This is a genomic window from Streptomyces sp. RPA4-2, from assembly GCF_012273515.2.
GTDB classification, from domain to species: Bacteria; Actinomycetota; Actinomycetes; order Streptomycetales; family Streptomycetaceae; genus Streptomyces; species Streptomyces kaempferi.
In genome coordinates this window covers 817,504-831,924 of sequence record NZ_CP050975.2, presented here as the reverse complement: position 1 = coordinate 831,924, position 14,421 = coordinate 817,504, and the positions used below count along the sequence as shown (strand labels likewise).

At 70.8% G+C, this 14,421-nt stretch carries 14 protein-coding genes; 8 read left to right on the top strand and 6 right to left on the bottom strand.

What is annotated here, in order from left to right:
* Positions 1-106 precede the first annotated feature (106 nt).
* A complete protein-coding gene (locus HEP85_RS03230) occupies positions 107-1,408 on the bottom strand; it encodes an LCP family protein (RefSeq protein ID WP_211117809.1) in 1,302 nt (433 codons plus the stop codon).
* Between the two features lie 336 nt (positions 1,409-1,744).
* On the opposite strand from HEP85_RS03230, the gene HEP85_RS03225 reads away from it, so the two are divergent.
* Both HEP85_RS03225 and HEP85_RS03220 read left to right on the top strand, forming a co-directional pair.
* Entirely contained in the window at positions 1,745-2,320 is a 576-nt protein-coding gene (locus HEP85_RS03225; protein ID WP_168526017.1) for a TerD family protein, read from the top strand.
* A 362-nt stretch (positions 2,321-2,682) separates the two neighbouring features.
* Complete coding sequence (locus tag HEP85_RS03220) at positions 2,683-3,363, top strand: CAP domain-containing protein (RefSeq protein ID WP_168526015.1); 681 nt, start codon at positions 2,683-2,685, stop codon at positions 3,361-3,363.
* A gap of 174 nt (positions 3,364-3,537) precedes the next feature.
* On the opposite strand, the gene HEP85_RS03215 is transcribed toward HEP85_RS03220, so the two are convergent.
* Together HEP85_RS03215 and HEP85_RS03210 are read right to left on the bottom strand one after the other, a co-directional pair.
* Positions 3,538-3,975, bottom strand: a complete 438-nt coding sequence (locus HEP85_RS03215; RefSeq protein ID WP_369658104.1) for a hypothetical protein — start codon at positions 3,973-3,975, stop codon at positions 3,538-3,540.
* Between the two features lie 314 nt (positions 3,976-4,289).
* Positions 4,290-7,496: an alpha-L-rhamnosidase gene (locus HEP85_RS03210; protein ID WP_168526011.1), complete on the bottom strand. Its 3,207-nt coding sequence runs from the start codon at positions 7,494-7,496 to the stop codon at positions 4,290-4,292.
* A gap of 300 nt (positions 7,497-7,796) precedes the next feature.
* On the opposite strand from HEP85_RS03210, the gene HEP85_RS03205 reads away from it, so the two are divergent.
* The gene (locus tag HEP85_RS03205) at positions 7,797-8,057 is read left to right on the top strand and encodes a hypothetical protein (RefSeq protein ID WP_168526009.1); all 261 of its coding nucleotides are present in this window, start codon (positions 7,797-7,799) and stop codon (positions 8,055-8,057) included.
* Between the two features lie 388 nt (positions 8,058-8,445).
* Here HEP85_RS03205 and HEP85_RS03200 read toward each other — a convergent pair whose 3' ends face one another.
* Positions 8,446-8,943 (bottom strand): peptidylprolyl isomerase, encoded by a 498-nt coding sequence (locus HEP85_RS03200; protein ID WP_168526007.1) that lies wholly within the window; start codon positions 8,941-8,943, stop codon positions 8,446-8,448.
* A 189-nt stretch (positions 8,944-9,132) separates the two neighbouring features.
* On the opposite strand from HEP85_RS03200, the gene HEP85_RS03195 reads away from it, so the two are divergent.
* The 5 genes from HEP85_RS03195 (at position 9,133) to HEP85_RS03175 (ending at position 13,355) form a co-directional block, all read left to right on the top strand.
* Entirely contained in the window at positions 9,133-9,375 is a 243-nt protein-coding gene (locus tag HEP85_RS03195; protein ID WP_168526005.1) for a DUF5302 domain-containing protein, read from the top strand.
* Between the two features lie 797 nt (positions 9,376-10,172).
* Positions 10,173-11,297, top strand: a complete 1,125-nt coding sequence (locus HEP85_RS03190) for a PP2C family protein-serine/threonine phosphatase (RefSeq protein WP_168526003.1) — start codon at positions 10,173-10,175, stop codon at positions 11,295-11,297.
* Between the two features lie 344 nt (positions 11,298-11,641).
* Positions 11,642-12,511: a serine hydrolase gene (locus HEP85_RS03185; RefSeq protein WP_168533265.1), complete on the top strand. Its 870-nt coding sequence runs from the start codon at positions 11,642-11,644 to the stop codon at positions 12,509-12,511.
* A 194-nt stretch (positions 12,512-12,705) separates the two neighbouring features.
* Positions 12,706-12,930: a hypothetical protein gene (locus tag HEP85_RS03180; RefSeq protein WP_168526001.1), complete on the top strand. Its 225-nt coding sequence runs from the start codon at positions 12,706-12,708 to the stop codon at positions 12,928-12,930.
* 296 nt (positions 12,931-13,226) lie between these two features.
* Positions 13,227-13,355, top strand: a complete 129-nt coding sequence (locus HEP85_RS03175; RefSeq protein WP_282189829.1) for a hypothetical protein — start codon at positions 13,227-13,229, stop codon at positions 13,353-13,355.
* Positions 13,356-13,383: 28 nt separating this feature from the next.
* Here the strand turns inward: HEP85_RS03175 and HEP85_RS03170 are convergent, their stop codons facing one another.
* A complete protein-coding gene (locus HEP85_RS03170; protein WP_248001815.1) occupies positions 13,384-13,857 on the bottom strand; it encodes a hypothetical protein in 474 nt (157 codons plus the stop codon).
* Between the two features lie 65 nt (positions 13,858-13,922).
* Complete coding sequence (locus tag HEP85_RS03165) at positions 13,923-14,357, bottom strand: ATP-binding protein (protein WP_248001814.1); 435 nt, start codon at positions 14,355-14,357, stop codon at positions 13,923-13,925.
* Between the last annotated feature and the right edge of the window lie 64 nt (positions 14,358-14,421).

Genomic DNA, 14,421 nt, shown 5'->3' with positions numbered 1-14,421 from the left:
CCGAGGCCCCGGACGCGCGACCGGCCGGCCCCGCGGGACGAGCTGTCTCCTCCGGCACGGCTCGTCCCGCGCGGCTGATCCGGCGCGTCCCACACGGTTCGGCCCGCTAGCGGACGGCGTCGAGCTTGAAGTCCGGGCCGACCACCAGGGTCACCGCGCCGCCCGTCGCCGTGCTGTTCCGCTCCGCGGAGACCCCGGGGAGCCGGGAGACGAGCACGGCGGCCTGCCGGTCGAGTCCCCGCGGGTGGCTGACCGTCGTCGTGCGGACGGGAGAGGGCGCGTTTCCGGTGGCGACGACGGTGAAGCCCACCTCGCGGAGCTGCTCCGCGACGGCCGCGGCTCGCCCACCGACACCCGTTCCGTTGAGGACCTGGACGCGTACGGACGACGCGTACACCAAGTCCTCGGTGTCCGCCTGGAGTTGCTTCTTGCTGACTTCGTGGTCCTTGGCCAGTGCGGTGAACAGGTCGGTGGCCTGCGGGTATTGCCACACGACGTTGGCCCGGTCGGTGGGCGCGTCGGCCTCGCGCGGGTAGTTCGGCACGGTCAGGAAGGCGAGGCGGTCGCTGGGGATGCCCTTGACCTGGGAGGCCAGGCCGTAGAGAGGCTTGATGCCGGCCAGGTCCCCGTCCGTGGTGAGCGACTTGGTCGCCGACTGCAGGAAGCCGTACAGGGAACTGGGACTGGTGAGTTTCGACTGCGCCTTCTCGGCGAGGGCCTGCATGAACTCCTGCTGGCGGCCGATGCGTCCGAGATCGGAGCCGTCACCGACGCTGTAGCGGGCGCGTACGTAACCGAGTGCCTTCTCGTCCTTGATGGTCTGGCAGCCGGCCTTCAGGTCGAGACGGGCCTTGGTGTCGTGGATGGCCTCCTTGGGGCAGACCTCGATACCGCCCAGCGCGTTGACCATGCCCTTGAAGCCCTGGAAGTCGATGGACATGAAGTGGTCGATGCGCAGCCCGGTGTTCCGCTCGACCGTCTTGATGGTGCAGGCGGCGGCGTCGGCGACCTTCCCGTTGCTCCCGCCGATCGCGAACGCCTCGTTGATCTTGAAGCGGTGGACGGTGGACGTGCTGCCGTCGCCCTTGTCGCAGGCCGGGATCCGGACCCAGGAGTCGCGGGGGAAGGACACGGCGGTGGCCCATTTCCGGCTGGCGGCGATGTGCAGCACCATCAGGGTGTCCGACTGCATGGTCGTCAGCCCCTTGCCGTACTTGGCGTTGCCGCCCGCGCGGGTGTCCGAACCGACGAGCAGGATGTTCTTGGAGCCCGGACTGAGGTTGGCGGGCCGGCCCTCACCGAGCTTGTTGTCGAGGTCCGCCGCCTGGATGTTGTCGTTGAGATCCTTGTAGACCCACGCGCCGACACCGGCGACGGCGAGGAGTATCGCCGACAGAACTCCCGCCATCCACAACAGTGTTCGGCGTCGCCCCGTGCGCGTACCCCCCGATCGCTGTACGCCCCGCTGCCCCACCCGACCACCTCCGGCCCGATCGTCCGCTCCGCGGCCACCCTGTTCACGACCGTCCGGCCACGTGAGCCTTGAACTCTACGCAGTTGTCGAGGGAGTTACGCTCCCGGCCGGCGCGGCGTTCAACACCCCACCGCCACCTCGGGTCTCTCGAGTGCCGCACCGTCGGCGCGGTGGTGTGCGCCGCCTCCGCTGTGATTTCTACATTGTTGTAGATTCTGACGGGGTTCGTTCGGCGGACCCGAACCGACCGACTACGTGGAGGGATCGACCATGGGTGTTTCCCTGGGCAAGGGCGGCAACGTCTCGCTGAGCAAGGAGGCGCCGGGTCTGACCGCGGTGCTGGTGGGGCTGGGCTGGGACGTGCGGACCACCACCGGCGCCGACTTCGACCTGGACGCCTCCGCGCTCCTGTTGAACGCGTCGGGCAAGGTCGTCTCGGACCAGCACTTCGTCTTCTACAACAACCTGAAGAGCCCGGACGGTTCCGTCGAGCACACCGGCGACAACCTGACCGGTGAGGGCGAGGGCGACGACGAGAGCGTCAAGGTGAACCTCGCCGCCGTACCCGCCGACGTCGACAGGATCGTCTTCCCCGTGTCGATCCACGACGCCGAGTCCCGTGGACAGAGCTTCGGACAGATCCGTAACGCCTTCATCCGGGTGGTCAACCAGGCCGGCGGCACCGAACTCGCCCGCTACGACCTGTCCGAGGACGCTTCGACGGAGACCGCGATGGTCTTCGGGGAGCTGTACCGCAACGGCACGGAGTGGAAGTTCCGCGCGGTGGGCCAGGGGTACGCCTCCGGCCTGGCCGGGATAGCCGCCGACTTCGGCGTCAACGTCTGACGAGCGTCGTGCCAGGGCGGGGGTCGGGACCGTGAGGTGGTCCTCACCCCCGCCCCCGGCGAGCCCCCGAGGGGGGCCGCCTTTCCCATGTGTCGTGCCTCCGCCCGGCGGACCGGGCGGACTTCGCCGCGACCGCGCTCAGTCCCACGCTGCCAGGGACGCGGTGACCACGCGTCCTCCTCGGTGTGAATCAACATCGCTGTAGAAGTCGCCCGGCGTCGTCATCCCTCAACAAGTGCGCGTTCGCGCCCGGTTGGCCGGCCGCACCGGATCACGACTCCCGTCGCCTGTACAGGGCGTCCTGAGGACGCACAGGCCGGCGTCACGCTCCCGCGAGCCGGGCCCGCGCCCCCGCGCACCCGATGCGGGCGTCGTCGTGTGCCACGGGGGCGGGTAGGAGTGATGCTCGTTGCCCTCACTCACACAGGCTCCGGCCATCACGTGCCCACCGGAGAGTTCCGCGACCATCCAGCGAGGTTCGTTTGAGGAAGCACGGCAGGAAGATCCGCCATGGGACGGCGGCCGTCGCCGCGGTCGCGCTGGGCGCGTTGGCGATACCGTCCGCCGCCATGGCATACCCGGAGGGGCGGGGGCCCGGGAGTGCGGTACCCGTGAGCGCCCCTCACGCGGCGGCCCCCGTATCCATGGCCGTGGCTCATGTCGTGGTCCTGGTCAACAGGGCCCGTGACAGGGCCGGTTGCTCCCCGGTGACCCTGAACACGAAACTTTCGAAGGCCGCTCGTCGCCACAGTGCGGACATGGCGCGCCACCGGAACATGTCGCACTGGGGATCCGACGGTTCCGGTCCGGGCCGGCGGATCGCGCGTGCCGGCTTCGACTGGAGTGCGTACGGCGAGAACGTCGCGTACGGATACTCCACTTCCGCCGCGGTCATGGCGGCCTGGATGTCCAGCCCCGGCCACAGACACAACATCCTGACGTGCGAGTTCAGGGAGATCGGCGTCGGCCTCGCACAGCCCGGCAGCTACTGGACCCAGGACTTCGGCACGGCCCGCCGACCGGCTCCTCGCGGCGCCCTGTGACCCACTGACACGATCGGCGCCGATGCGGTCAGGCGGGGGTGAGCGGTTCGACGGCCGAGTCGGCCCGGAGTGCGGCGCCCCGCCTGACCCGCTTCTCGCGGGCGGCGTGCACCGTGGCAGCGCGGCAGCGGAATCGGCGCCTCGGATCATGGTCAGCGGCGTGACCGGGCCGGGCTACTTCACGGTGACGGTGACGGTCGGTGAGGCGGTCTTGTCCGCCATGACGCGCAGCTGTTCCTTGCCCTTGGTGTTGAGTTTGGCGTTCAGGGTGTAGCCGCTGCCGTTCTTGACGGTGGTGCTCGCCTTCAGCGAGTTCCACTTGCCGTCCTTCTTGTGCTGGAGCGTCACCTTGGTGTGGATCTTCAGGCCCTTGGAGCGTCCGGTGAACGTGACCGACTCTCCCGCCTTCACCTGTGTCTTGTCGGCCTTGATGGTGATCGAGCCCTTGTCGGACGGTACGGCCTTCGTGGTGTCGGCCCTGGTGAGACGGGGGTTCGAGACGGCGGTCTGCCCGTCGGCGGCGAAGGCGCCGGCTGTGCCGGCGGACAGCAGGGCGGCGGACAGGGCACCCGCGGCGAGCGCGCGGGCGGTGTGAGAGCGGAGCGTGGACATCACGTTGGACTCCTCACGAGAAGGCATCCCCCAGGGGGCGCCCGGCGTCCTGACCGGTCGGATCGCCTGGTACCAGGCTATTTGTGTGTGCGAGGGACGGCTACTCGACCCCCGTGTGTTCCCCCGGGCAGCAGATCCGGCGAGTTCGCCAGGGCACCCTCCAGGAGGGCGCGGAAGGCCAGCCGCGCAGGGGGAGGGCCCCGGATCTTGACGACCCGGAGCCCTCTCCCTACCGCTTCACTCCGCGGTCGCGCGAACCGGGAAGTGAGGGCCGGAGCCGGGCTTGCCCCGAGGGCGCGGCCGGGCCCCGCGCGTCACGCGCTGAAGCGGTGGGTGCCGGAGCCGACCCGGTACACCGCGCAGCCGTCCTCCTCGCGCAGGAAGGTGCCGTGGTCGTGGGTGACCGCCCTCCGGTCGGCAGCGGGGATCCACACCTCCGCGGTCGTGTTGGGAGGCACGCTGCAGGTCAGGGCGAAGTGGCCGGACCGCGTACGCCACTGTGTGGACACCGGGCCGTAGACCGAGGTGAACGTGGCGCGGGCGGAGGTGACGTCGCCGCCCGGCCGGGGCCGTACGACGATCTCGCGGTACCCGGGGCGGCCCGCCGCGATGCCCGCGATGTTCGTGTACATCCACTCGCCGACCGAGCCGTAGGCGTAGTGGTTGAAGGAGTTCATGTCCGGTGTCTGGAAGGTCCCGTCGGGCTTGATGGAGTCCCAGCGTTCCCACATCGTGGTGGATCCCTTGTCGATCTGGTAGCCCCAACTGGGGAAGGAGCGCTGCTGCAGCAGCCGGTAGGCGACGTCGGTGTGCCCCGTGTCGGTGAGGACGGGAAGCAGCCGGGGCGTACCGAGGAAGCCCGTCGACAGATGCCAGTCCTTGGCCTCGATCAGGGCGACGAGACGGTCGGCCGCGGCCTTTCTCAGCGAGTCCGGCAGCAGGTTCATCGACAGGGCGAGGACATACGCCGTCTGCGTGTCACCCTTCACCCTGCCGTCGTCGGTGACATAGGCCTTCCGGAACGCCTCCCTTGTCCGACCGTAGAGATCGAGCCAGGGGGCGGCGTCCTCGTCGATCTCCCGGGCGATCCGGGACGCGAGGTCGGCACTGTGCGCGAAGTACGCGGTGGCGATGACGTCCTTCGGCGTCTCGTCGTCGACGTTCAGCCAGTCGCCGTATCCATTGGCCGGCCGCAAGAGGTCGTCACTGTTCTTCTCCAGGTACTTCAGCCAGGACCGGACGGACGGCCAGGCATCCTCGAGCACCTGACGGTCCCCGTACGCCTGGTACAGGGACCAGGGAACCGTGACGCCCGCGTCGCCCCAGCCCGCGACGCCGTTGCCGACCGTGCCGACCATGGGCGCCACGTCCGTGAACGCGCCGTCCGCCGTCTGCCCGTCGCGCAGGTCGACGAGCCACTTGCTGAGGAAGCGGGCCGACTCCATCGTGTAGGCCGCGGTCGGCGCGAAGACGTTGATGTCACCGGTCCAGCCCAGCCGTTCGTCGCGCGCGGGTGTGTCCGTCGGGACGGAGAGGAAGTTGCCGCGCTGACCCCAAGTGATGTTGCTGTGCAGCTGGTTGAGCATCGGGACGTTCGTCTCGAACTCGAAGGTGAAGGGCGCGGACGTGTGCATGACGCGGCCGGTCACGGCCTTCGCCGAGGGAGTCCCGGGGAATCCGGTCAGCTCGACGTAGCGGAAGCCGTGGAAGGTGAAGCGGGGCTCGTACGTCTCCTCGCCGCCGCCCTTGAGGGTGTACGTGTCGGTCGCCGCTGCGGTACGCAGGTTCGCGGTGTAGAGGGTGCCGTCCGGGTTGAGGACCTCGGCGTGCCGCAGACGTACGGTCTCTCCCGCCTTGCCGGAGACCCGCAGGCGCACGGAGCCGACCATGTTCTGGCCCAGGTCGAGGACGAAGACGCCCGGCTCGGGTTCGGTCACCTTCTTGACCGCGAGTTCCTCGGCCACCCGGACCGGGCCGTCCACCTGAGCGACGATCCGGGCGGGAGCGGCGTCGCCCGCGCCGCGGACGGCGAGCCACGTCCGGTCGTCGAAGCCGGGAGAGGTCCAGCCGGCGGTCTCCTTGCGCGCGTCGTACGTCTCACCGCCCAGCAGGTCGGCGGCGACGATCGGCCCGGAGGTGGCCCGCCAGTCCGGCCCCGAGGTGATCCGCTCGCTCGTCCCGTCCGCGTACTCGACCTCCAACTGCGCCAGCAGCGCGGGACGTTCACCGTACTGGTGGGGCCCGAACATGCCGACGTTGCCCGCGTACCAGCCCGGCGCCACGTACACACCGAGGGCGTTGCCGCCCGACCGCAGCAGCGTGGTGACGTCGTACGTCTGGTACTGGACGCGTTCGCGGTAGTCGGTCCAGCCGGGAGCGAGATGGTCGCGGCCCACGCGGCGGCCGTTGAGGTGGGCTTCGTACAGGCCGAGAGCCGTGGCGTACAGGCGCGCGCGGGAGACCTTCTTACGGGGCAGCCTGAACTCGTGCCGCAGCTGGTTGGCGGCGTACGACGCGGGGACGACCCTGCCCCACGGCCCGGCTCCCCACGCGGCGGCCTCCTTCGCCGCGGGCCAGGCGCTGTCGTCGAAACCGGCTTCGCGCCAGGTGCCGGAGGGTTCCTGGTCCGTCGACTTCCAGGAGGCGTCGGTCAGGATCCGCTGCTCGCCGGAGGCGGTGTGGAGAGTGAGGACGGCCACCAGGCCGGCGGGTCCCTCGCTCGCGTTGGTCGCCGAGATCGCGAGGACGTTCTGGCCGGAACGCACCTGGGCGAGAACGTCGACGACGGCCGGACGGCGCCAGCCCTCGTTGTCCGTCGCGAGGTCGGTGCGGGCCACTTCGGTGCCGTTCACCGAGACCGCGTAGACGTTGTCCGCGGTGATGGCCAGTGTCGCCGCGGTGATCCCGGACGGGAGACCGACGGTGCGACGGAACCAACGGGTCGCCGCCGGGGCGCTGTTGGCCGGGTCGCCCTCGGGGAACCAGATCCAGGCGCTGCCTTCGAGGGACGGCGCGTCGGTGAGGGCCGGGGGCGCGGAGATCCATTCCGCGGACCACCGCGCGGTGTCCATGAGACCGGTCTCCCACCACGACGGCTCGCTCCAGCCGGAGGCCCGGCCGTCGGCGCCCCACACCCGAACGGTCCAGAAGTAGCGTGTCCGCGGCTCCAGTTGGGGGCCGGCGTAGGGGACGAGGACGGAATCGCCGGAGGTGACCTTCCCGCTGTCCCAGACGTCCGGGTGCGACAGGCCCGAGGCGCTGGAGGCGACGCGGATCTGATACGCGCTCTGGCGCGTGCCCGGCTCGTCCGAGGCCACCGGCCAGCTCAGCCGGGGGCGTTGCGCGTCGATGCCCAAGGGGTGCTGAACGTACTCGACGGTCGGCACCGTCACGCGCGGGGCGCCGTGCCGGGCCCCCGCCGGAGCGGATGCGGACGGTGCGGCCCCGGCTGGTCCGGCTCCGGCGGCCACGGCACCCACCGTGGCCGCCGCGCCCGCCAGGATGTTCCTCCTACTGATCACTACGGCCCCTCACGTAGGAATGATGAATCGATTCACATCGGTGGACTTAGGTGAACGTAGGGGCGCACGGGGTGAGGGTCAATGAGTGTGCAGGGACTTTCTTGACGGGCCCTCAGCGCGGAACGCGCTTTCGGTGGTTCCCCAGGTGCTCCCGAGTCGACCGATTGAACGGTTTCAATTCCTGAGCCCCCGAGCGCGGACCGCGCAGGTGCCTTCGTAGTCGCCGGTGTCCGCCATGAGCGGCGGTCCACGGTGCGGCGCGGGCTGTTTCGGATGCGAGGAGGCGGGCAACCGGCCGCTATGAACAACGGCGAAGATCAGGCGGAAGCGATCGAAACCCGGGGGGACGAACACCATGTCGTCCTCAGTGCCGACACCAATGGTGACGGGAAGCCCGATGTGTGGATGACCGACACCACGGGCGACGGCAAGGCCGACCTCTACCAGTTCGACACGACGGGCGACGGGCAGGTGGACGTCACGATGGTCGAACGAGCCGAGGAGCCGGGCGAGGACCGTATCGTCGTCGACGGCGACGGCGGTCATCCCGTCGAGCCCTGAAACCCGCCGTCCCGCGCCCGCGAGCCCCACCGGGCGCGGACGTCGTTGTCGTTCGCGCCGGCGAAGTCGGTTGACCGCGCGAGCTGTTGGAGCGGGAGGCGCGCGGCGAGTCCGCCGCGGGTGTTCTCGTGCCGGCGGGGGCGTCGGACTTTCTCGGTCGTCGTCGGCACGCGCCCGGCTGTCGGACCGGCCGGACCACGACCGGCACCACCGCCCGCTCGCCGTGATGGTGCCGGGCGGAAGTCCTCTCCTGCGGCTCGCACACTCTGTCCTGTGCCTTGCCGGGCCGGGGCGTCCCGGGATGTGCGGCCGCCCCCGAGCCCGGCGCCTGCGTGTGACAGACGGACTGTCCGGGGCCTGGCTCGGGGGAGACGACGAACGGTGGTTGTCAGGCGCCGACGATGCCGGACTTCGCGATGGTGATCTTCGCCTTGGTGGAACCGTTGCGGGAGCCGAGAGCCTCGACCTGCTTGACGATGTCCATGCCCTCGACGACCTCGCCGAAGACGACGTGCTTGTTGTCCAGCCAGTCGGTCACGATGGTGGTGATGAAGAACTGCGAGCCGTTGGTGTTCGCCCCCGCGTTCGCCATCGACAGCTGACCGGGCTTGGTGTGCTTGAGCTGGAAGTTCTCGTCGGCGAACTTCTCGCCGTAGATGCTCTTGCCGCCCGTGCCGTCGCCCCGGGTGAAGTCGCCGCCCTGCAGCATGAAGTCCGGGATGACCCGGTGGAAGCCCGAACCCTCGTAGCCGAAGCCGTGCTCGCCGGTGGCCAGCTCGCGGAAGTTCCTCGCGGTCTTGGGGACCACTTCGTCGAACAGCTCGAAGACGATACGGCCCGCGGGCTCGTCGTTGATGGTGATGTCGAAGTAGACGTTGTCGCTCATGAAGACATCCTCACATCTCTTCGTTCCGCGATGGCACACACCTCCCCGGGTGACGCGCTGGGACCCGACGTGCTAGCCCGGAGGGCGGGCGCACGCTCGGCCGGCCGGGGTCCGGTATCGGTGGCGGCGGTCCGTGCGGTGGCGGCATGACAAGCTGTACCTTTAAGCGCCCGAACCCAGGAGGTCAGCATGACTGCCGAGTCACAGCCACAAGAAGGTTCGGAGCCCACCGAGGCCGAGAGCCCCGCCCTGACGCCCGACGACGACGGTCAGTACGACCTGAAGCGCAAGTTCCGGGAGGCTCTGGCGCGTAAGCGCGGGATGCAGACGGACGGGACCGGCGGCAACGGCAAACCGGACGCGTCGAAGGTCCGCGGAGCACACGGACCGGCGTCGAGCCAGCGGTCGTTCCGCCGCAAGAGCGGCGGCTGAGCCGGACCGCACCGCGCGCACCTTCCGTGTGCGCGCCTGCCCGGAGCCCTGAGAGTCGGGAATCGGTCGTACGTGGGTGCGTCGGCACCGGTGACGACATGGCCCGCCCATGCGAAGGCGTACGTCGAGGGCCCGCGGCTCCCCGGCGGGCGCGGGCCATCCGGGGCGCGCGTTCCGACGGGGGCTGGAGCGGGGCGAGCCGTACGTTCCGCCCGACGGGCGGCGCGGCCGTGTCGTGGCAGCACGGCCGCCGCGCCGGTCGGAGGTCTCGCCCCACGCCGCGCCCCGTCGCGCGGCAACTGCCCGGCCGGTCCCGCTCCCGCAGCAACGGCCCTTGCAACACCCTTGCGGGAGCGGTGGGTTGACGCCGCCGCGGGGACGTCGACGCTCACGCCGAGTCGATGCGCATGCGTACGCCCCCGCCGCCTTTCCTGGACGCGGAGATCGCGCTCGTCGGGGTCCGGGGCCGTCCGAATGGGGGAGCAGCCCGGACCGGTGACCCGGTGATCCGGTGCGCCCGACCGGAGCGGTGAACCAGGGGTCGGCCCGCAGAGGGCCGGCCCGGCTGCCGACGGCGTCCCTCACCCGACTCTTACCTTCGGGCCCGGATGGACAGGACCCGAGCCGACCGCGTCGGGTGTGCGCCGTGTTCCTGGCGCGGGGCGGGCGGCGGCGACCGCCGGCGGTCGTGTCCGGTGACGGGCGGGTCACGTCAGGTAAGAAGTCAGGAAGACATCGTCGGCCTCGAATGATCCGCGGGTTCGCGACCCCGCCCGCCGCGGTGCACTGTGGAAACCATGACGGCGTGGAATCGGGGCTTTGCGCAGGCGGGCCGGACCAGCCGTCTGCTGCTGCTGATTCCGGTGGCGCTCATCGTCCTCATCACGGTCGCCGACATCGTCGCCCCGTCCGACATCGTGCTCGGGCCCCTGCTGGTCATCGCGCCCGCGATCACCGCATGGGGCGAGGGCCCCCTGGTCACAGGCAGCGTCGGGGCCGCGGCGATGGCGGCTCAGGCGTTCATCGGCTGGCGCTCGGGCCTGCTCCTGTCACGGAACGTGCTGGTGCAGCTGTTCGCCCTGGCCGCGCTTTCCGCACTGATCGTCATCCTGTCCGTGGTCCGCGACCGGCACAGCCGTGAACTCGCCCGGGTACGGTCGGTCGCCGAGGCGGCACAACGGGTACTGCTCTGGCCGCTGCCGAGCCGGATCGGCACCCTGCGGCTCTCCTGCGTCTACCTGGCCGCCGAAGAGGAGGCCGAGATCGGCGGTGACCTCTACGCGGCCGCCCGCAGCCCGCAAGGCACCCGTGTCGTGATCGGCGACGTGCGCGGCAAGGGCCTGCCCGCCATCGGTGAGGCGGCCTTCCTGCTCGGCGCGTTCCGCGAGGCCGTCCACCAGAACGCCGGGCTGCCCGCGCTGGCCGGCTCCCTGGAGCGGAGCCTCAGCAGATACCTCGACGACTTCGAACCCACGGACGAGGCGGGGGAACGATTCGTCACGGCGCTGCTGCTGGAGATCCCGGACGACGACCCCGTCGTCCGGATGGTCAGCTGCGGCCATCTCGCGCCGCTGCTGCTGCGGTCGGGCCGCGCGGTGAGCGCCCCGGATCTGGCCCCCGCGCCTCCGCTCGGCGTCGGTCTCACCGATCCCGGCGAGGTCACGGTGGCCGTGCTGCCCTTCGCCGTGGACGACACACTGCTCCTGTTCACCGACGGTGTCGTCGAAGCCCGTGACCGCGACGGTGTCTTCTACCCGCTCGCGGACCGCGTCGCCCAGTGGGTCGGTCAACTGCCGGAGGCCCTGCTGCGGCGTGTGCAGCGCGATCTGCTCGATCACGCCGGCGGACGCTTCGGCGATGACGCCGCCCTCATCGCCATCCGCCGCACGGGGGAGCAGGCGCCGCCGGCGCGAGTGCGTTAGGCGTCGGCCCGAGCGTGGTAGGCGTCGCCCCTCGGGGCTGAGAGGGACGGGAGCCGCGACGCCTTCCACAGGCGCCAGGGCGAGGTGGCGTGAGCAGGTCACGACGGTCCGCACACGGGCGCCGGACGTCCAGGATCTCGGGCGGGGAACTCGGTCCTGATGATCGTCCGAGGCGAGGGCACCGTCTATGGCTCTTTTCACATTCCGGCCGGGAAGAGGCCCGTCGTGACCCCGGTCACCCCGCGTGGCGCGCGATTTGTTTATGTTCGCTCCCCAGTGACCCTTCCACACCACTTGTCGAGGCTCGCTTGAACATGCCGAACCGACCGCGCCCCCCGCAGCACATGGAGATCCCGGCGAGACACCGAGGCAGGCGCGCCTTCGCCGGTGCCGGTGTACTCCTGGCGCTGGCGACGGCGCTCCTCGCGGGCGGCACGGCGCACGCGGCACCCGCGGCCGTCGACAGGACCGCCGAACGGTCCGGAGCCGACACCGGACCGCCGGCCGCCGAACCCCGCGACCGGACACGTGTGACGGCGGCGGTGCTCGACCTCGACGGCACGGGCCGGGAGCCCACGGTGTACGGCGACGACGTCACGTACGACACCGCGAGCATCATCAAGGTCGACATCCTCGCGACACTGCTGCTGCAGGCGCAGGACGCGGGACGCCATCTCACCGCGAAGGAACGCGCACACGCCGAACCGATGATCCGGCGCAGCGACAACGCGGCGGCGAACGCGCTGTGGCGCGAGATCGGCCGGGCGCCGGGTCTGGAGGCAGCGAACAAGCGGCTGGGCCTGACCGAGACCAAGGGCGGATCCGGCACTCGCTGGGGGCTGACCCGGACGACGGCGAGTGACCAGATCCGCCTGCTGCGCGCGGTGTTCGCTACGGGCGGGACGTCGGACGCGAGCGCCGGCGGGCTGAACAAGGAGTCCCGGACCTACGTCCGGACCCTGATGGCCGACGTCGCGAGCGAGCAGGCGTGGGGTGTCTCGGCGGCCGCGGGCTCCGGGTGGGCGCTGAAGAACGGCTGGCTGCAGCGGAGTACGTCCGGACTCTGGGACGTCAACAGCGTGGGACGGATCGTGGTGGACGGACACCGCTACCTCGTCGCGGTCCTCTCGGACGGCAGCACCTCGATGAAGGACGGTGTCGCGCTGGTGGAGGGAGCCGCTCGGGCAGCCCTCACCTCGGCGTCCGGGCAGTGACCCGCGCCGGCGGCGGGGCGCGCCGCCGGCCATGACGTGGTGCACCGGGTACCGACGACCCGGTGCACCACGCCGACCGCGGGGCTGGGCCCCGGTCAGCCGCTCCACGCGCTCCGACACTAGGGAATTCCTCGTGACGAGTGCCGCAGGCTGTCTCCTGCCGAAATACGGATCTTCAGGAGAAGGAGACAGACATGCGCTCTCGCTTTGCTGCCGTGGTCACGGCCGCGACTCTCGGGGCTCTCGGCCTCATCCTCGCCACGGGGGCCGCCGCCGACGCCGCCTCCCGGCCCGCGGTCACCAAGGCCGAGTGTGTGGCGACAGGGGGCGTGGTCTTCGACATCCCCATGAAGACGACCTTCTGTCTCTATGACAACCACGACGGGACGATCGACATCGCCCCCATCGTCCTGCGCTGAGGCATCGAGCGACCGAAGTCCGTGACCCGGCGCGGGAAAGCCTGGTGGGTCCGGGTCCGGGCCTACCGGGCGATGGCCAGGCGGAATCACCACGTGGTCGACTGTGGCCTGATGGCGCCGGTCGCGGACCGGCACAGATGGGCACGGGCCGGTCGGGGGTGGACGGTGACCGTCACGACGCCGCCGAGTACGGCCCGCCCGGGGTCCGGGGCGAGCATGAGTCCGCGGGGTTGCCGGACCTGTGGCGGCGGCAGGACCGTGCCTGATGCCTGATGCCTGATGCCTGATGCCTGGGCGTGGATCTGGTGAGCACCCGCGTCGGTGGCTCGGAGGCGCTGATCACGCGGCTGCCGGCCGCCTCGGAGCCGGCGGTGTACCGGGTGGCGTCGGGTGACAGGGTCGGCCGGGTCCGGGCCGTGGAGTGATCCGCGGGGTCGTCCCGCAGACGGCGTGTCAGTCGGTCAGGGCGGAGGCGAGCTCCCTCGTCGCCTGGACGACCTCCTTGTCCGGCTCCGCGAGCAGGCGCTGGAGGGTCCCGTGATGGTCCCGTACGGCTCGGCGCGCCTCGCGCTCCCAACCCACGTAGTTCTCACGGCGGTTGAGCAGCTTGGGGTAGGCCATGGCCGTGCTCTCCCACTGCCGGGCGTCGGCGATGTTCTTCAGCAGCCGGAGGATCTGCACGCGGCAGGCGACCTGGGGAAGCTGGGCGAGCTCCCACAGGAAGGGGACCGTGGCGGCGGTCGCCTGGTCCACGACGAAGCCGTACTGGCAGATGCGCTGCCTCAGACGCGCGAGCGCGTCGACGGCGGTCTCCTCGTCGCCCGATGTGATGGCGGTGAGCAGCGAGGGGATGGCCGTGGCCGCTCCGGTGGAGTCCTGGAGCTCGCGCCAGGGGACGCGTTCGAGGTCTTTCAGGGCTGTCTCCATGTCCGCTCCCGCGCGAGGAGTTCCGTGATGAGGTGCGACGGGACGCTCCGCCGCCGTGGTGTGCGTCATGTCAGGCCGTGCCAGGCCGAGGGCGTGGGCCGAGGAAGCGCCGGCAGCATGGCCCAGACGGTCTTGCCCGCAGGCGAGAGGGTCCAGCCCCAGTGCTCGGACAGCGCTTCGACGATGCGCAGTCCGCGACCGTGGACCTCCAGAGCGCCGTCCGTACGGGGGCACACGGGCGGACTGTCGCTCTGATCGGTGACCGCGCAGACGAGGTGGGCGCGGCGAAGGGTCAGCTTCAGCCACACTCCCGTCTGGTCGGCACCTGGCCGCGCAACCGCGTGCAGTACCGCGTTGGTGGCCAGCTCGGTGACGACGAGGGCGGCGTCGTCACCGCGGTCGCCCAGCGCCCAGCGGCCGAGAGTGCGGCGGGTGAAGTCGCGTGCCTGGGCGAACCCCTGGGGGGATTCGGTGATGCGCAGGCTCGCGGATCTGGGCACGTTGCCCGCGGACTCGCTCCTCCCGGGCCGCTCCGGTCCGGGGACACAGGCGGGCGCTCCGTCC